12 protein-coding genes and 2 rRNA genes are annotated in these 17,200 nt (G+C 54.7%); 6 read left to right on the top strand and 8 right to left on the bottom strand.

The features are described 5' to 3' along the window. Positions 1–146: 146 nt before the first annotated feature. From ACMGGU_RS15670 to ACMGGU_RS15660, 3 genes are all read left to right on the top strand, one after another. Positions 147–3,051 (top strand): 23S ribosomal RNA (locus tag ACMGGU_RS15670). A 70-nt stretch (positions 3,052–3,121) separates the two neighbouring features. Beyond that, positions 3,122–3,237: ribosomal RNA gene (gene rrf / locus ACMGGU_RS15665) — 5S ribosomal RNA — on the top strand. Positions 3,238–3,446: 209 nt separating this feature from the next. Then, positions 3,447–4,742: an MFS transporter gene (locus tag ACMGGU_RS15660; RefSeq protein WP_045908524.1), complete on the top strand. Its 1,296-nt coding sequence runs from the start codon at positions 3,447–3,449 to the stop codon at positions 4,740–4,742. Here ACMGGU_RS15660 and ACMGGU_RS15655 read toward each other — a convergent pair. From ACMGGU_RS15655 to trxC, 5 genes are all read right to left on the bottom strand, one after another. Further along, entirely contained in the window at positions 4,739–5,062 is a 324-nt protein-coding gene (locus tag ACMGGU_RS15655) for a YfiM family lipoprotein (RefSeq protein WP_045908525.1), read from the bottom strand. The two genes, ACMGGU_RS15660 and ACMGGU_RS15655, sit on opposite strands and share 4 nt — an antisense overlap. Before the next feature lie 45 nt (positions 5,063–5,107). Next, positions 5,108–6,463, bottom strand: a complete 1,356-nt coding sequence (pssA, locus tag ACMGGU_RS15650; RefSeq protein ID WP_023294337.1) for a CDP-diacylglycerol--serine O-phosphatidyltransferase — start codon at positions 6,461–6,463, stop codon at positions 5,108–5,110. Positions 6,464–6,573: 110 nt separating this feature from the next. Further along, a complete protein-coding gene (locus ACMGGU_RS15645) occupies positions 6,574–9,237 on the bottom strand; it encodes a bifunctional acetate--CoA ligase family protein/GNAT family N-acetyltransferase (RefSeq protein WP_420300712.1) in 2,664 nt (887 codons plus the stop codon). 35 nt (positions 9,238–9,272) lie between these two features. Beyond that, positions 9,273–9,971 carry a tRNA-uridine aminocarboxypropyltransferase gene (tapT, locus tag ACMGGU_RS15640; protein ID WP_420300711.1) on the bottom strand — a complete coding sequence of 233 codons (699 nt, stop codon included), beginning with the start codon at positions 9,969–9,971 and terminating at the stop codon, positions 9,273–9,275. Between the two features lie 69 nt (positions 9,972–10,040). Further along, positions 10,041–10,460 carry a thioredoxin TrxC gene (trxC, locus tag ACMGGU_RS15635; protein ID WP_045908528.1) on the bottom strand — a complete coding sequence of 140 codons (420 nt, stop codon included), beginning with the start codon at positions 10,458–10,460 and terminating at the stop codon, positions 10,041–10,043. A gap of 204 nt (positions 10,461–10,664) precedes the next feature. On the opposite strand from trxC, the gene ACMGGU_RS15630 reads away from it, so the two are divergent. Next, positions 10,665–11,765: a tRNA/rRNA methyltransferase gene (locus tag ACMGGU_RS15630; RefSeq protein ID WP_008502192.1), complete on the top strand. Its 1,101-nt coding sequence runs from the start codon at positions 10,665–10,667 to the stop codon at positions 11,763–11,765. Positions 11,766–11,805: 40 nt separating this feature from the next. On the opposite strand, the gene ung is transcribed toward ACMGGU_RS15630, so the two are convergent. Continuing rightward, complete coding sequence (ung, locus tag ACMGGU_RS15625) at positions 11,806–12,495, bottom strand: uracil-DNA glycosylase (RefSeq protein WP_420300710.1); 690 nt, start codon at positions 12,493–12,495, stop codon at positions 11,806–11,808. Positions 12,496–12,809: 314 nt separating this feature from the next. Here ung and grcA point away from each other — a divergent pair, with 314 nt between their 5' ends. After that, the gene (gene grcA / locus ACMGGU_RS15620; RefSeq protein WP_008502190.1) at positions 12,810–13,193 is read left to right on the top strand and encodes an autonomous glycyl radical cofactor GrcA; all 384 of its coding nucleotides are present in this window, start codon (positions 12,810–12,812) and stop codon (positions 13,191–13,193) included. Between the two features lie 51 nt (positions 13,194–13,244). Here grcA and srmB read toward each other — a convergent pair whose 3' ends face one another. Continuing rightward, entirely contained in the window at positions 13,245–14,573 is a 1,329-nt protein-coding gene (srmB, locus tag ACMGGU_RS15615; protein WP_023344704.1) for an ATP-dependent RNA helicase SrmB, read from the bottom strand. A 132-nt stretch (positions 14,574–14,705) separates the two neighbouring features. On the opposite strand from srmB, the gene trmN reads away from it, so the two are divergent. Continuing rightward, positions 14,706–15,443 (top strand): tRNA(1)(Val) (adenine(37)-N(6))-methyltransferase TrmN, encoded by a 738-nt coding sequence (gene trmN, locus ACMGGU_RS15610; RefSeq protein ID WP_126534758.1) that lies wholly within the window; start codon positions 14,706–14,708, stop codon positions 15,441–15,443. Here trmN and nadB read toward each other — a convergent pair. After that, positions 15,428–17,047 (bottom strand): L-aspartate oxidase, encoded by a 1,620-nt coding sequence (gene nadB, locus ACMGGU_RS15605; RefSeq protein WP_414456079.1) that lies wholly within the window; start codon positions 17,045–17,047, stop codon positions 15,428–15,430. The two genes, trmN and nadB, sit on opposite strands and share 16 nt — an antisense overlap. Between the last annotated feature and the right edge of the window lie 153 nt (positions 17,048–17,200).

Raw genomic sequence — 17,200 nt, 5'->3', positions numbered from 1 at the left:
ATCTCAAAACTGACTTGCGAGTCACGTTTGAGATATTTGCTCTTTAAAAATCTGGATCAAGCTGAAAATTGAAACGACACATCTTTAAGGTGTGTTCGAGTCTCTCAAATTTTCGCAATCAGAAGTGAAACATCTTCGGGTTGTGAGGTTAAGCGACTAAGCGTACACGGTGGATGCCCTGGCAGTCAGAGGCGATGAAGGACGTGCTAATCTGCGAAAAGCGCCGGCGAGGTGATATGAACCTTTGACCCGGCGATGTCCGAATGGGGAAACCCAGTGTGATTCGTCACACTATCGTTAACTGAATACATAGGTTAACGAGGCGAACCGGGGGAACTGAAACATCTAAGTACCCCGAGGAAAAGAAATCAACCGAGATTCCCCCAGTAGCGGCGAGCGAACGGGGAGCAGCCCAGAGTCTGAATCAGCTTGTGTGTTAGTGGAAGCGTCTGGAAAGTCGCACGGTACAGGGTGACAGTCCCGTACACGAAAACACACAGGTTGTGAACTCGAAGAGTAGGGCGGGACACGTGGTATCCTGTCTGAATATGGGGGGACCATCCTCCAAGGCTAAATACTCCTGACTGACCGATAGTGAACCAGTACCGTGAGGGAAAGGCGAAAAGAACCCCGGCGAGGGGAGTGAAATAGAACCTGAAACCGTGTACGTACAAGCAGTGGGAGCACCTTCGTGGTGTGACTGCGTACCTTTTGTATAATGGGTCAGCGACTTATATTCTGTAGCAAGGTTAACCGTATAGGGGAGCCGAAGGGAAACCGAGTCTTAACTGGGCGTTAAGTTGCAGGGTATAGACCCGAAACCCGGTGATCTAGCCATGGGCAGGTTGAAGGTTGGGTAACACTAACTGGAGGACCGAACCGACTAATGTTGAAAAATTAGCGGATGACTTGTGGCTGGGGGTGAAAGGCCAATCAAACCGGGAGATAGCTGGTTCTCCCCGAAAGCTATTTAGGTAGCGCCTCGTGAATTCATCTTCGGGGGTAGAGCACTGTTTCGGCTAGGGGGCCATCCCGGCTTACCAACCCGATGCAAACTACGAATACCGAAGAATGTTATCACGGGAGACACACGGCGGGTGCTAACGTCCGTCGTGAAGAGGGAAACAACCCAGACCGCCAGCTAAGGTCCCAAAGTCATGGTTAAGTGGGAAACGATGTGGGAAGGCACAGACAGCCAGGATGTTGGCTTAGAAGCAGCCATCATTTAAAGAAAGCGTAATAGCTCACTGGTCGAGTCGGCCTGCGCGGAAGATGTAACGGGGCTAAACCATGCACCGAAGCTGCGGCAGCGACACTATGTGTTGTTGGGTAGGGGAGCGTTCTGTAAGCCGTTGAAGGTGTGCTGTGAGGCATGCTGGAGGTATCAGAAGTGCGAATGCTGACATAAGTAACGATAAAGCGGGTGAAAAGCCCGCTCGCCGGAAGACCAAGGGTTCCTGTCCAACGTTAATCGGGGCAGGGTGAGTCGACCCCTAAGGCGAGGCCGAAAGGCGTAGTCGATGGGAAACAGGTTAATATTCCTGTACTTGGTGTTACTGCGAAGGGGGGACGGAGAAGGCTATGTTAGCCGGGCGACGGTTGTCCCGGTTTAAGCATGTAGGCGGAACGATTAGGTAAATCCGGTCGTTTTTTAACGCTGAGGTGTGATGACGAGGCACTACGGTGCTGAAGTAACAAATGCCCTGCTTCCAGGAAAAGCCTCTAAGCATCAGGTAACATCAAATCGTACCCCAAACCGACACAGGTGGTCAGGTAGAGAATACCAAGGCGCTTGAGAGAACTCGGGTGAAGGAACTAGGCAAAATGGTGCCGTAACTTCGGGAGAAGGCACGCTGATATGTAGGTGAAGCCCCTGCGGGTGGAGCTGAAATCAGTCGAAGATACCAGCTGGCTGCAACTGTTTATTAAAAACACAGCACTGTGCAAACACGAAAGTGGACGTATACGGTGTGACGCCTGCCCGGTGCCGGAAGGTTAATTGATGGGGTTAGCGGTAACGCGAAGCTCTTGATCGAAGCCCCGGTAAACGGCGGCCGTAACTATAACGGTCCTAAGGTAGCGAAATTCCTTGTCGGGTAAGTTCCGACCTGCACGAATGGCGTAATGATGGCCAGGCTGTCTCCACCCGAGACTCAGTGAAATTGAACTCGCTGTGAAGATGCAGTGTACCCGCGGCAAGACGGAAAGACCCCGTGAACCTTTACTATAGCTTGACACTGAACACTGGTCCTTGATGTGTAGGATAGGTGGGAGGCTTTGAAGTGTGGACGCCAGTCTGCATGGAGCCGTCCTTGAAATACCACCCTTTAATGGCTGGTGTTCTAACGTAGACCCGTAATCCGGGTTGCGGACAGTGTCTGGTGGGTAGTTTGACTGGGGCGGTCTCCTCCCAAAGAGTAACGGAGGAGCACGAAGGTTAGCTAATCCTGGTCGGACATCAGGAGGTTAGTGCAATGGCATAAGCTAGCTTGACTGCGAGAGTGACGGCTCGAGCAGGTGCGAAAGCAGGTCATAGTGATCCGGTGGTTCTGAATGGAAGGGCCATCGCTCAACGGATAAAAGGTACTCCGGGGATAACAGGCTGATACCGCCCAAGAGTTCATATCGACGGCGGTGTTTGGCACCTCGATGTCGGCTCATCACATCCTGGGGCTGAAGTAGGTCCCAAGGGTATGGCTGTTCGCCATTTAAAGTGGTACGCGAGCTGGGTTTAGAACGTCGTGAGACAGTTCGGTCCCTATCTGCCGTGGGCGCTGGAGAATTGAGGGGGGCTGCTCCTAGTACGAGAGGACCGGAGTGGACGCATCACTGGTGTTCGGGTTGTCATGCCAATGGCACTGCCCGGTAGCTAAATGCGGAAAAGATAAGTGCTGAAAGCATCTAAGCACGAAACTTGCCCCGAGATGAGTTCTCCCTGACTCCCTGAGAGTCCTGAAGGAACGTTGAAGACGACGACGTTGATAGGTCGGGTGTGTAAGCGCAGTGATGCGTTGAGCTAACCGATACTAATGAACCGTGAGGCTTAACCTTACAACGCCGAAGATGTTTCGGCGACGAGACAGACACGATTTCCAGCTTTGATACAGATTAACAGAATTTGCCTGGCGGCTTTAGCGCGGTGGTCCCACCTGACCCCATGCCGAACTCAGAAGTGAAACGCCGTAGCGCCGATGGTAGTGTGGGGTCTCCCCATGTGAGAGTAGGGAACTGCCAGGCATCAATTAAGAAGAACCCCGTACCGGAAGGTGCGGGGTTTTTTGCTTTTGTTTTCCCACTCTGGCTTTTGTCTTAATCCCTTATCCTGCTAATGGAATGTGTGATCTCTGTCTCAATGTGATTTATAACAAAATTATAACATTTCATTTACGAGGTTATTGAGTCTCCAGGCTCAATACGCCGCAGTTTATGGCAGGAGCATAATCACAATGACAGAAAGCATGACATCAAACGGGACGCTGGCTCACAGTGATACCCGAAGAAGGGTATGGGCAATCATCAGCGCCTCTTCAGGGAATCTGGTTGAATGGTTCGACTTTTACGTCTACTCATTCTGTTCACTCTACTTCGCACATATTTTCTTCCCCTCCGGCAACACCACCACGCAGCTGCTACAAACGGCAGGAGTCTTCGCCGCAGGCTTCTTGATGCGGCCCATCGGGGGCTGGCTGTTCGGCCGTATTGCGGATCGTCGCGGGCGTAAGGCCTCTATGCTGATCTCGGTGTGCATGATGTGCTTTGGCTCGCTGGTGATCGCCTGCTTACCAGGATATGCATCGATTGGTACCTGGGCACCGGCACTACTTTTGCTGGCCCGCTTATTCCAGGGATTATCGGTGGGCGGTGAATACGGTACCAGTGCAACCTACATGAGTGAAATTGCACTGGAAGGCCGTAAAGGTTTTTACGCCTCATTCCAGTACGTCACGCTGATTGGCGGTCAACTGCTGGCCATTCTTGTGGTGGTGATCCTGCAGCAAATTCTGACGGACGAACAACTTCACGCCTGGGGATGGCGGATCCCTTTCGCAATGGGCGCTGTACTGGCGGTCGTTGCACTTTGGCTACGCCGTCAGCTAGATGAAACCTCTCAGAAAGAGGTCAGGATGCTGAAGGAGGCGGGAACATTCAAAGGGTTATGGCGTAACCGCAAAGCTTTCCTGATGGTGCTGGGCTTCACTGCAGGCGGCTCTCTCAGTTTTTATACGTTCACCACCTATATGCAAAAATACCTGGTAAACACCACCGGCATGCACGCAAACGTCGCCAGCGTGGTCATGACCGTGGCACTGTTTGTCTTTATGCTCATACAGCCGATCGTCGGCGCGCTCTCGGATAAAATTGGCCGACGTACGTCGATGCTCATTTTTGGCGGATTGTCGGCATTATGTACCGTCCCCATTCTGACTGCGCTTCAGCATGTCTCTTCACCGTATGCTGCCTTTGCGCTGGTGATGGTGGCGATGGTGATTGTCAGTTTCTACACCTCCATCAGCGGGATACTGAAAGCCGAGATGTTCCCGGCGCAGGTCCGTGCGTTAGGGGTAGGGCTCTCTTATGCGGTCGCCAACGCGGTGTTTGGCGGATCGGCGGAGTACGTAGCGCTGTCGCTTAAATCATGGGGAAGCGAAACGACATTCTTCTGGTACGTAACGGGAATGGGGGCACTGGCGTTTGTTGTCTCCCTGATGCTGCATCGCAAAGGGAAAGGCATTCGACTTTAATACCGCGCCATCTGCCATACGGCATAGCCGGTCGTTGCGCCGGCGACATCCCAGGCGAAATCTTTCCAGCTCCAGCCGCTCCCTGCGGGGCGGCTATCCCACAGTTCTTTTGATGCCCCAAGACTTACTGAGAACATCAGCCCGATCGCCGCGCTACGATCCCGGCTGTATCCCTGATGCTGGGCATATTCATTACCGGCTGCGGACAACATCGCGGAGGCGAGAAAATGCTGTGCTTTATCCTGTCCGGACCAGCTATCGTTGGCCATATGGCTACAGCCACTCAGGAAAATGACGCTCAGTAACAGAGGAATACGCATCAACGGGCCCCATAAAAAAGCCCTGCGGGTGACAGGGCCTGGACATTACAGAATACGGCTGATAAGTCGGTCGATACGGATACGACGTAAGCGGCGAATAAGCTTGCGAACTTTCACCGGATAATCGGCAATGCTCTGCAGTTCGCGGTAGTGATTCACCACGGTTGTATGGGTGCGAATCAGCTCCAGCTCGCGTTCACGTTGGGCGGCTAACTCATGCTGCGGATCATGGATCAGGATAGCGTTTTCCAGATCCAGTCGCCACGCGCGCGGGTTCAGGTTGTTACCGGTCAGCAGCATCCACTCATCGTCGACCCACATGCCTTTTAGATGGTAACTATTGTCTTCATCTTTCCAGAGACGCACAACCAGCTGGTCAGTGTTGACGTAATACTGTAAGCGGCTCAGGAAACGGCGAAGGTTAATCTCATAGAGATAAGGCAATGCACCGATGATTTTGAACGGCTGATCTTCGGGAATAAAGAAGTCGTTTGCCGTTTTATCACCCACGATTATTTCCACTTTTTTACCCTCGCGCAGCAGCTGAATGATATTACGCACCAGCACGGCAGGAAGGTTGAAATACGGCGTGCAGATAGTGAGTTTCTGCTCCGCGCACGGCATCAGATGGAAAATCGTTTTGTTCAGCAGGCTCGATTTGCCGAGCCCTACCAGCGGGGTAACGGATAACTCTTCGTTATTCGCATCGCCCTGGAAATGATAGACCGCATCGCGCAGCTCCTGGCGGAAGGCGCGAACATCATTTTTGATTTCCGGGCTTTTAGGGCGCTCGGGATCGTCAAGACGATTAACACCACGGCCATGAACCAGATTTTTATCAACCCAGTTGAACATGATATCGGCCATCTGCGGATTACGGATCAGATGGTAACGGTCGTAGCGATATTTATCGAGCTGATGAAGGTAGACATCATTGAGACTGGCGCCGCTGTATAGCACGCTGTCATCAATAATGAACCCCTTGAAATGAAGAACGCCGAGCGCTTCACGGGTATTCACCGGGACGCCATAAACAGGCACGTCAACGCCAGGATTTTCCTGCGCTGTGCGGCAATACCAGTCAGCATTGGTGTTTGACGCGGCAGCGCCAATACGGCCACGCTGGGCGCGATGCCAGTCTACCAGCACGCGTACATCCAGTTCCGGACGCTGACGTTTGGCTTCATAGAGCGCGTTCAGGATCGCGCGCCCGCCTTCATCCTGTTCAAGATACAGTGCCACAATGCAAATGCGTCGCGTAGCGCTGGCAATCTTTTCCAGAAGCGTCTCCCGAAAATGAGCGGGAGCGTAAAAGAACTCTACATCATCAACTGACTGAGAAATCTTCGGTAGTTGAGCAAGGTGTTGTTGATGTTTATTACGCTTAAATTTTGACAACATCACAGTGCGTTTCTTCTCTGTTCATTGAAGGGTTGTCTGTACTATGCAAACAACATAAGCGGACAATGATACCACCAGTCCCGTCCAAAGTGGGTAACATTTCCAGTAGCTTACTCGCGTTTGTCTGCTGATGACAGACTGAGGGACAAGGCAACAATACCTTCGTCCAGCTGAATATCAACGTCAAACCCAAGTTTTCGCGCCAGGGTCACCATACCGCGATTGTTAGGCATAGTAATGCCATTAAGGCGTAACAATCCGTGATCTCGCGTATAACTGATGAGTTTTTCCAGCAGTCGTCTTCCCAGGCCCAGACCTTTAAGATCGGAGCGTACCAGCACGGCAAACTCCGCATCGACGTTATCCGGGTCAGAAATCGCACGCGTGACGCCGAGGATCTCATCACCCTTATCGGCGCGACGAACGGCAACAAACGCCATTTCTCGATCGTAGTCGATCTGGGTCATATTGGCTAAATCATCGTGGGTAAATTCGTTGATTTCGCTAAAATAGCGATAATAGAGATCCTCTTTCGTGACCTGAGAGATAAAGGCCCGCAGCTGGGGCTCATCTTCCGGCAGAATAGGGCGGAACAAGGCGCGTTCCCCATTTTTCATCTCAACCCACTCCTCCAGCTGCAGGGGATACGGGCGGATCGCCAGACGGCTTTCTCTGTCTCCTTCAAAGGGCGCGATATCCAGGGTCACGTCCAGCGCCGTAAACTCATTGCCGGAGGCGAGCAGCGGATGAATGTCCAGCCGCTGGATCTCGGCACAATCCACAATCAGGTTAGAGACCTGTACCAGGAACTGACTTAGCCCGGCAATATCAAGCGGACGCAGCGCGCTCCGGCCGCGGATCTTTTTGCTTTTGATCGCCTGGATAATCAGATAACGCGCCAGGTTCATGTTCAGCGGCGGTAACGCCACCACGGCCTGTTCCTCCGGGCGCCACTCCACACCGCCTTCCCCCAGCATGATGAGCGGGCCGAAGACGGGATCGTGTTCGACCACCACCCGTAACTCCTGAGCGCCTGCGCGGTTAGCCATGCTTTGCACCAGCAAGCCGTGGATCCTTGCCTGTGGCCACGCCATTTTGACCCGGTCAAAAATGGCATCTGCGGCCTGCTGCACCTCAGTCGCCGTACGCAGGTAGAGCATCACCCCCTGAACGTCAGACTTATGCGGAATATCCGGGGAGCGCAGCTTCAGGGCAACCGGATAGCCAATCTGCTCGGCAATATGCACGGCCTCAGCGCTATCGCTGGCGATCCAGGTCGGCAGGGTCTGCATCCCGTAGCTGCCCAGAATGGGCTGGACTTCATGCGTATCCAGCGACGTTGCGCCTTCTTCGATTGCCTGCTGCAACAGCCGGTGAACGTCGACGGTATTGGCCGTCAGATTGCCGGGCAACGCCGGCGTCTCGCGGAGCTGTTTCTGGTTGCGGCGATATTCCACCATGTGCATGAACGCGGTAATGGTGCCTTCCGGCGTGCGGTAGGTTGGCAGTCCGGCTTCGCTGAACAGGCGCCGAGCCTCCTGCGAAGAAAACTCACCGCACCAGTTGGTCAGCAGGGTGACATATTTGCCTCGCGGATGATTGCGCACGGCCTCAATGAGCGCGCGCGCGCTTTCGCTGCCCGGCGCGACCGCGCTGGGGGAATGGATAATCATCAGCGCATCGAAATCCTGGCTATCCAGCAAAATGGAAATTGCCCTGATATAGCGGTCACTGCTGGCGTCATCGCGCAAATCAAGCGGATTGCCGGGCGTCACGCTGGTCGGAAGCGCGTCTTTCAGGCGCTGCAGCGTCTCTTCACTCAGCGTGGCCAGCTTGCCGAAGCGCCGCCACAGCTCATCCAGGGCGAGTGCGGCAGGGGCGGCGCCGTTACTGACAATCATTAACTTCTCGCCGCGCAACGGGCGCATATGGCTTAACGTCTCAACGGCGGAAAAAAGCTCGTGCGTATCCTGTACCCGCAGCAAACCCGCGCGCTGAATGGCGGCGTCCCAGGCGGGATCCATGCCGGAATGCGAATGCAGCAGACGCTGTGCCGCAGGGCTGCGTCCGCTTTTGATCACCAGGATAGGCTTATTGCGCGACGCGCTTCGCGACGCCGAGACAAAACGACGCGCGTCGCTGAGGTGCTCAAGATAAAGCAGGATCGCACTGGTTTTACCGTCACGCGCCAGAAAATCCAGTAGCTCATCGACGTCGATATCCAGACTGTCGCCGAGCGCAATGAAGTAGGAGAATCCCATTTCACGCTGCTGCGCCCAGTCGAGAATGGTGTTCGATACTGCAGCCGACTGCGAGATAAACGCGAGCTTGCCTTTGCGGATTGGAACCGGAGAGAAGCTGGCATTCAGCCCCTGCCAGGGGGCGAGCAGGCCCAGACTGTTTGGCCCAAGAATGCGCATTTGATAGCGGCTGGCGCATGCCAGAAGCTCGGCTTTCTGTTCAGGCGGAGACGAGAGAATAATGCAGGTTTTACAGCCTTTCTTGCCGAGCGATTCCAGCAGTTCCGGATTCCGTTTTGCGTTTGTACACAGTACGGCAAGATCCGGTACGAAAGGCAGGCTCTGTACATCAGGCCATGCAAGCACTCCCTGAACCGCCTTATACGCCGGTGTGACGGGCATGACGGGACCATTAAATCCCCCGGCCAGCAGGTTGCGCATCATCAGATAGCCAGCACGATCCGGTTTCATTGATGCGCCGATGACGGCAATGGATTTAGGACGAAGTAGCGCTTCTAACCCTCGCTGGCTCATGCAGGCCTCCTGTGAATGCAAGCGACCTGATGATTTTAAACGCTTTCCGTCTCGGCTGCTGTGACGCTGCCCTTATGAACGGTTTTTCCCGCCAGATAGCGTTCCCGGAAACAGGAGAAATGGTTGCCCAGGGCGTGAGCCGCAGCGGTATCACCCGCCAGGTCCAGAAGCGCAATGGCCACTTCGGCGGTGCAGTATTGCCCGTCAGCATGCGCTTCACGCAGGCGATAGGCGGAGACGCGGGACAGATCGACAGAAATCACCGGCAGTGCGTCGAGATACGGGCTTTTACGAAACATTTTTCGCGCTTCGGTCCAGGTGCCGTCCAGCATAATAAACAACGGCGGTTTACCGGCTGGCGGCGTCGAAAGCACCCGGCGATCGACACCTGCATATGACGCAGGGAAAACGACCATCGGCTGATAGTCCGGGCTTGCCACTAAGTCGAGCAGCGCCTGAGGGGGCTCAGTACGGGACCACTGAAATGCCGCGGTATCCGGCAGAATATCGGCAATGAGGCGACCTGTATTGCTGGGCTTCATCGGCTCGGTATCGAACATGACCAGACAAAAACGACTCTCCGCCGTACTCGGTGCCAGCGTTTCGCACAGGCAAACCTTCAGCGGCAGCAGGCAGCGCTGACAGCGGCGAATACGGTTTCCGCGCGCGAGGAAGGGGCGGGTAGCGCGCGCAAGGCGTTCGGCGCGTAATTGAAGAACAGCGTTATCAGTCATGGGCGAAATGCAGGAAAAACCCTATTTTCGCAGAGGCGAGAACGGGGCACAAGATGTGCCCCGAGAATGTTACAGCGACTCGTTTAACCAGCTTTCAAAAGGCGCTTTAGGCACCGCACCGTTGAGCATATCGAGCACTTCACCATTTTTGAAAATCATAATGGTCGGGATGCTGCGAATGCGAAAACGGGCGCTCAGTTCAGGTTCAGCTTCAGTATTGACCTTAACGAAACGTATTTTTCCGCTGCGCTCTTCGGCCACGTCTTCGAAGATCGGCGCGAAGCTACGGCATGGGCCGCACCAGGGCGCCCAGAAATCAACCACAACAGGAAGATCGTCCTTGAGGAGTTTGTCCAGCGTAGCACCCGTCGCGTTAATGACCTCGCCATCAAACAATTCATGGCCGCAGCGTCCGCATTTCGCACCATCTTCAATCCGATCGTCCGGAATGCGGTTAAGAGCCTGACAGTTGGCACATACGGTATTCATAACTAACCTCTGATAGAGCCGTGGGACAGCGGCAAAATGCCGATAATGTTTCTAATATGTTACATATTATCAATGAGCCTGTTTGAAACAACAATGCGTTTTATTCAATGAGAACAATAGTCACAGGCTTTTGTACGAAATTATGGCTATGCGCTGGCACATCGGGTAATCTGCGCGCTTCGCGCAGCGCTGGTGGAGAAAAGCATGAACGACGAAATGAAAAATAAAAGCGGCAAGGTCAAAGTGATGTATGTCCGCAGTGATGATGACTCTGATAAACGCACCCAAAATCCGCGTACCGGAAAAGGTGGCGGGCGTCCGGCGTCTTCTCGTGCAGACGGTGGCCGTCGCCCCGCCCGCGATGACAGAAACAACCGCGGTGATGACCGCAAACGTGATGACCGCAAGCGTGACGATCGCAAACGCGATGACCGTCCGCGGGATGACTTCTCACGTGATAACGCCTCCCCGTGGCGCACCGTTTCTCGTGCCCCTGGCGACGAAACGCCAGAAAAGGCCGATCACGGCGGTATCAGCGGTAAAAGCTTTATTGACCCGGAAGTGCTGCGCCGTCAGCGTGCGGAAGAGACTCGCGTGTATGGTGAGAACGCCTGCCAGGCGCTGTTCCAGAGCCGTCCTGAATGTATCGTCCGCGCCTGGTTTATTCAGAGCGTAACCCCGCGTTTTAAAGAAGCGCTGCGCTGGATGGCGGCAAACCGCAAAGCCTACCACGTGGTTGATGATGCCGAGCTGACCAAAGCATCCGGTACCGAACACCACGGCGGCGTCTGCTTCCTGATCAAAAAACGTAACGGTACGACCGTTCAGCAGTGGGTCAGTCAGGCGGATGCCGATGACTGTGTACTGGCGCTGGAAGACGTGGGCAACCCGCATAACCTGGGCGCAATGATGCGTAGCTGCGCGCACTTTGGCGTGAAAGGCGTGCTGTTGCAGGATGCCGCGCTGCTGGAATCCGGTGCCGCGATCCGTACTGCGGAAGGCGGAGCCGAACACGTACAGCCGATCACCGGCGACAGCGTGCTGGATGCCCTTGAGCAGTTCCGTAAAGCGGGTTATTCCATCGTGACCACCTCGAGCCATGCCGGTACGCCGCTGTTTAAAGCGACGCTGCCACGCAAAATGGTGCTGGTGCTGGGTCAGGAACGCGATGGTCTGTCTGATGCGGCGCTCTCCAGTGCGGATCTGAGCGTCTCTATTGATGGGACAGGCAATGTGGAAAGTCTGAACGTATCCGTTGCGACCGGTGTACTGCTGGCCGAGTGGTGGCGTCAGAATAAGGCATAAGCCTCTTCATGTGCCGGGGCCGACCCGGCACATTCAAATACTATTCGCTCTCTGCCTGTAACACAGGCATCCAGTCAATGGGCGTTTCGCCACGTTTTTCCAGCCATTCGTTCGCCAGAACAAAATGATTACTGCCAAAGAAACCGCGATGTGCAGACAGCGGTGACGGGTGCGGCGCTTTCAACACGTGATGACGCTGACGGTCAATAATCGCCCCTTTCTTCTGCGCGTGCGATCCCCAGAGTAAAAACACGACCCCTTCACGGTGTTCGTTGATCAGGCTGATGACTTTATCGGTGAACGTCTCCCAGCCCAGGCTGGCGTGCGAGTGCGCCTGGCCGGCCCGAACGGTGAGTACCGTGTTCAATAACAGCACGCCCTGACGCGCCCAGCTTTCCAGGTAGCCATGGTTTGGCCGGGTAAACCCGGGCACGGTTCCCTCAAGCTCTTTATACATGTTGAGAAGAGAAGGGGGGATCGCCACGCCGGGACGAACGGAAAACGCCAGCCCATGCGCCTGACCCGGGCCGTGATAGGGATCCTGGCCCAGAATGACCACTTTCACATCGCTCAGTTCGGTGTAGCGAAAGGCGTTGAACACATCTTTCTGCGGCGGGTAAATCGTCTGTCCGGACTGGCGCTCAGCCGCAACGGTGCTGAGCGTATTGATAAAATAGGGCTGCTGCTTTTCTTCTGCCAGCACGTCATGCCAGGTTAAAGGTGTCGTCATCTCGCTCTCCTGCGAATTTCAATCTCTGACTAGCTTACCTGTTAAAGCCCGGTGAGCAAAATAGCACACTGAAATGCGCGCTAAGTGGCTAAATTTATGTTGAAAATGTGCAGGTTAAATTGAATTGGTTAGGTCGTGAAATTGATCTAAAGCAATAAATTCAAACCACACTCTTTATGTGGTTGGTGTTTTTGTTGATTTAAATCAATAAATCACCGGGGTGTGAATGATATATATACACACAAGAAACAATGGTTTTACCAATTGGCCGCGAGAGGCCGACATCAGTTAATGTAGCCTAAGGGAGGCAACACATGATTACAGGTATCCAGATTACTAAAGCTGCAAATGACGATCTGCTCAACTCTTTCTGGCTGCTGGACAGCGAGAAAAACGAAGCGCGCTGTGTCGTCGCGAAAGCGGGTTTTGCTGAAGATGAAATCGTGCCGGTGAGCAAACTGGGCGAAATCGAATACCGTGAAATTCCAATGGAAGTAAAACCGGAAGTGCGCGTGGAAGGTGGTCAGCACCTGAACGTAAACGTACTGCGTCGCGAAACGCTGATGGACGCGGTTGAGCACCCAGAAAAATACCCACAGCTGACCATTCGCGTGTCCGGCTATGCGGTACGCTTCAACTCTCTGACCCCAGAACAGCAGCGCGACGTTATCGCGCGTACCTTTACTGAAAGCCTGTAAGGCTTCAGCTACGGGGGGAATAAAAAAGCCGGGGTTTTCCCCGGCTTTTTTTTACTCTTCCGTTTTTGTCTCTGGCGCGGCAGAGCTTGGCTTACGGCGCTTACCAATATTTTTGGTGTCGCGGTGGCGCTGCTTCACGCGTGGTTTCTCTTTTTCTTTCTCTTTTCTCTCAGCACGTTTCGCGAGCGCTTTCTTGGACGGTTTACCCGTCATTTTTTCACTCGGCGCACGTGTGGTTGGGCGCAAGCCATCAATAACCCGCGCTTTCAGCGGCTCGTCAACATAGCGGCCAATTTTCTGCAGCAGCAGGTAGTCATGCGCTTCGACCAGTGAGATAGCAATCCCTTTGCGGCCCGCGCGGCCGGTACGGCCAATACGGTGCAGATAGGTATCGCCGCTGCGCGGCATATCGAAGTTAATGACGTGGCTGACGTCAGGGATGTCGATCCCGCGAGCGGCAACGTCTGTGGCAACCAGCACGTTAACGCGGCCATCGGTCAGGCGCTTAATGCCTTCGGTACGCTTGATCTGCGCCATCTCGCCTTCAAGATAGCAGTTGTTGATCCCGGCGTTACGCAGCATTTCTGCCAGCTCATGCACGCGCTCGCGCTTACGGACAAACACGATTGTGCGCAGCGCATCTTCCTGCTTCAGCAGGTGTTTGAGCAATTCGACCTTGTGCTCAAGGTTGTCCGCGCGGTAGTACCACTGGTGGATCTTCTTACGCTCGCGCGTGGACGGCGTGGCAGACACTTCTACCGGATCTTCCAGCAGACGCTCTGCGAAGTCTTTAATCGCTTCCCCTTCGAGGGTGGCAGAGAACAGCATCGTCTGGTTACGCCAGCGCGTTTCACCCGCAATATGCTCGATATCCTGTGCGAAGCCCATGTCCAGCATACGGTCGGCTTCGTCAAGGATCAGCGTTTCAACCGCACGGCAGTCGAAGTTCTCTTCTTTAATGTACTGCAGCAGGCGGCCCGTCGTCGCAACGACGATGTCCTGGTTTTCGCTGAACACTTCGGCGTGGTTCATATACGCAACGCCGCCGGTGATGGTCGCGATATCCAGATGGGTATTTGCCGCAAGTTCACGCGCGTGATCGGCCACCTGCATGGCCAGTTCGCGCGTCGGCGTCAGGATTAAAATACGCGGCGGGCCAGATTTTTTACGTGGAAAATCGAGCAGATGCTGCAACACAGGCAGCAAATAGGCTGCTGTCTTCCCCGTGCCGGTTGGCGCAGAACCGAGCACATCGCGGCCCTCAAGCGCAGGCGGAATGGCCGCTGCCTGAATGGCGGTCGGGCGTGTAAAGCCTTTGCTCTCAAGTGCATTGAGCAGGCTTTCATCGAGTTCAAGTTCGGAAAAAGTCGTTACAGTCATGTTCTACCTCTGTGTGGGGCGCTGATTATAGACGTTACGGCTGTAATCTTCATCTGTTTGTATGGATATCGCTTTTCGACCACTTCGCTTTCCCCTATGCTACTCCAGTTTCACTTAGAAGGTTGCTCCGACATGTCTCAACTCAAAGCGCAGCTGCGCCGCGATGGTTTTACGTTTAAACAATTTTTTGTCGCTCACGATCGCTGTGCCATGAAGGTCGGTACGGACGGTATTTTACTGGGCGCGTGGGCGCCTGTCGCAGGGGTTAAGCGTATTCTTGATATCGGTACCGGCAGCGGGCTGGTGGCGTTAATGCTGGCGCAGCGCACGGAAGAACATGTCACCATCGATGCCGTCGAACTGGATGCGCAGGCGGCAGAGCAGGCAAGTGAAAATGTGGCCGAATCCCCCTGGACTGCCCGCATGAAAGTGGACTGCGCCGATGTGCTCGCCTGGGCGCCTGAACAAACCGCGCGTTACGATCTGATCGTCAGCAATCCTCCCTACTATGCGCCCGGCGTTGAGTGCGGGACTCCTGAGCGCGAACAGGCGCGTTATACCCGTTCCCTCGATCATAAAGCGCTGCTCACCAGTGCGGCCGAACTCATCTCCGAAGAAGGCTTTTTCTGCGTGGTCCTGCCAGAGAGTACCGGCAACACGTTCATCGGTATCGCGCAGGAGATTGGCTGGACGTTACGTTTGCGTACCGATATTTCGGATACGGAAGGCCGACTGCCACACCGCGTGCTGCTGGCGCTCTCGCCGAAAGAGGGTGAATGCTTTAACGATCGAATGGTGATCCGTGGGCCAGACCAGCGTTATTCCGAAGATTACACTGCCCTGACCCAGGCGTTTTATCTGTTTATGTAAACCTGCGGGGCGAGGATCGACGGGCCGGATTCCGCAAGCTGATCCGGATAGTCCAGCGTATAGTGCAACCCGCGGCTCTCTTTACGCATCATCGCGCAGCGAACGATCAGCTCGGCAACCTGCACCAGATTGCGCAGCTCCAGCAGATTATTCGATACGCGGAAATTGGCATAATACTCATCAATTTCCTGCTGCAGCATGGTGATGCGGCGCAGCGCGCGCTCAAGACGTTTCGTGGTGCGTACAATCCCGACGTAATCCCACATGAACAGCCGTAGCTCATGCCAGTTATGCTGGATCACGACCAGCTCGTCCGGATTTTCCACGCGGCTTTCATCCCAGGCAGGCAGGCGCTCTGTCTCGCGGGCGTAGGGCATGCGTTTGGTGATGTCTTCTGCGGCCGACCAGCCGTAGACCAGGCACTCAAGCAGCGAGTTAGACGCCATACGGTTCGCGCCATGAAGCCCGGTATAGCTGACTTCACCGATAGCATACAGGCCATCGACATCGGTACGCCCATGATCGTCAACCATCACCCCACCGCATGTATAGTGGGCGGCTGGCACAATCGGCACCGGATCGCGCGTTAAATCGATGCCAAGGTTGAGCAGCTTTTCGTAAATCATCGGGAAGTGCTGGCGAATAAACTCTGCAGGCTTGTGGCTGATATCAAGATACATGCAATCCACGCCAAGACGCTTCATTTCATGGTCGATGGCGCGGGCAACGATATCGCGCGGGGCCAGTTCGCCACGAGAGTCAAAGTCCGGCATAAAGCGGGTGCCGTCAGGGCGTTTCAGATAGGCGCCTTCGCCGCGCAGGGCTTCCGTCAGCAGGAAGTTGCGCGCCTGAGGATGGTACAGGGCGGTTGGGTGAAACTGATTGAACTCAAGGTTCGCTACCCGGCAGCCGGCGCGCCAGGCCATCGCGATACCGTCTCCGGAGGCAATGTCCGGGTTCGTGGTGTACTGATACACTTTAGAGGCACCGCCCGTGGCCAGCACTACAGCTTTCGCCTGGCAAGTTTCCACCTTCTCTTTATTGCGGTTCCAGACCCAGGCGCCCACCACGCGACGCGTGCCCGGCAGGCCAATCTTGTCGGAGATAATCAGGTCAACGGCGTTACTTCGTTCAAGCACCCGAATATTAGGATGGCTCAGCGCCTTGCCGACCAGCGTGGTCTCCACTTCTTTCCCGGTGGCATCCGCTGCGTGCAGGATGCGGCGGTGGCTATGGCCGCCTTCACGCGTCAGGTGGTAGCTCTCTTCACCGTTGGGTTGAACCTGCGTATCGAATAAGACGCCCTGGTCGATGAGCCACTGCACGCAATGGCGGGCATTGCTGGCGACAAACTCTGCGGCATGCGCATCCACGATTCCGGCCCCGGCAATCAGCGTATCGTCGACGTGGGAGGCAATGCTGTCTGTCTCATCAAACACGGCGGCAATCCCGCCCTGGGCATAAAACGTGGAACCCTCGCTTATCGGCCCTTTACTCAGAACGATAACGTTTTGATGCTCAGCCAGGCGTAGCGCCAGAGAGAGACCGGCAGCGCCGCTGCCGATGATCAGTACATCACAATGGAGTTCAGGTGTTGTGTTCATGATTGTTGTTTAATTTACTAAACAGTGTTAGGCCAGAATAGCACCTGAATGCGATTTATCGCACGTTTTTTTTAATGACTGTTGCAATGACTAAACGCGTAAGCAGAGGTAAACGGAGGGTAAATGAGTGAAATTATTTTGCGAAGCAGATCG

The organism is Enterobacter sp. BNK-8, assembly GCF_048685095.1.
Classification (GTDB): Bacteria; Pseudomonadota; Gammaproteobacteria; order Enterobacterales; family Enterobacteriaceae; genus Enterobacter; species Enterobacter quasiroggenkampii.
This window is presented reverse-complemented; position numbering and strand designations above follow the sequence as displayed.

Coding starts and splice junctions, on each gene's coding strand:
- pssA (WP_023294337.1), bottom strand. CDS start 6,463: ATGTTGTCAAAATTTAAGCGTAATAAACATCAACAACACCTTGCTCAA.
- trmN (WP_126534758.1), top strand. CDS start 14,706: ATGTCTCAACTCAAAGCGCAGCTGCGCCGCGATGGTTTTACGTTTAAA.
- nadB (WP_414456079.1), bottom strand. CDS start 17,047: ATGAACACAACACCTGAACTCCATTGTGATGTACTGATCATCGGCAGC.
- ACMGGU_RS15655 (WP_045908525.1), bottom strand. CDS start 5,062: ATGCGTATTCCTCTGTTACTGAGCGTCATTTTCCTGAGTGGCTGTAGC.
- trxC (WP_045908528.1), bottom strand. CDS start 10,460: ATGAATACCGTATGTGCCAACTGTCAGGCTCTTAACCGCATTCCGGAC.
- srmB (WP_023344704.1), bottom strand. CDS start 14,573: ATGACTGTAACGACTTTTTCCGAACTTGAACTCGATGAAAGCCTGCTC.
- ACMGGU_RS15645 (WP_420300712.1), bottom strand. CDS start 9,237: ATGAGCCAGCGAGGGTTAGAAGCGCTACTTCGTCCTAAATCCATTGCC.
- ung (WP_420300710.1), bottom strand. CDS start 12,495: ATGACGACACCTTTAACCTGGCATGACGTGCTGGCAGAAGAAAAGCAG.
- tapT (WP_420300711.1), bottom strand. CDS start 9,971: ATGACTGATAACGCTGTTCTTCAATTACGCGCCGAACGCCTTGCGCGC.
- ACMGGU_RS15660 (WP_045908524.1), top strand. CDS start 3,447: ATGACAGAAAGCATGACATCAAACGGGACGCTGGCTCACAGTGATACC.
- ACMGGU_RS15630 (WP_008502192.1), top strand. CDS start 10,665: ATGAACGACGAAATGAAAAATAAAAGCGGCAAGGTCAAAGTGATGTAT.
- grcA (WP_008502190.1), top strand. CDS start 12,810: ATGATTACAGGTATCCAGATTACTAAAGCTGCAAATGACGATCTGCTC.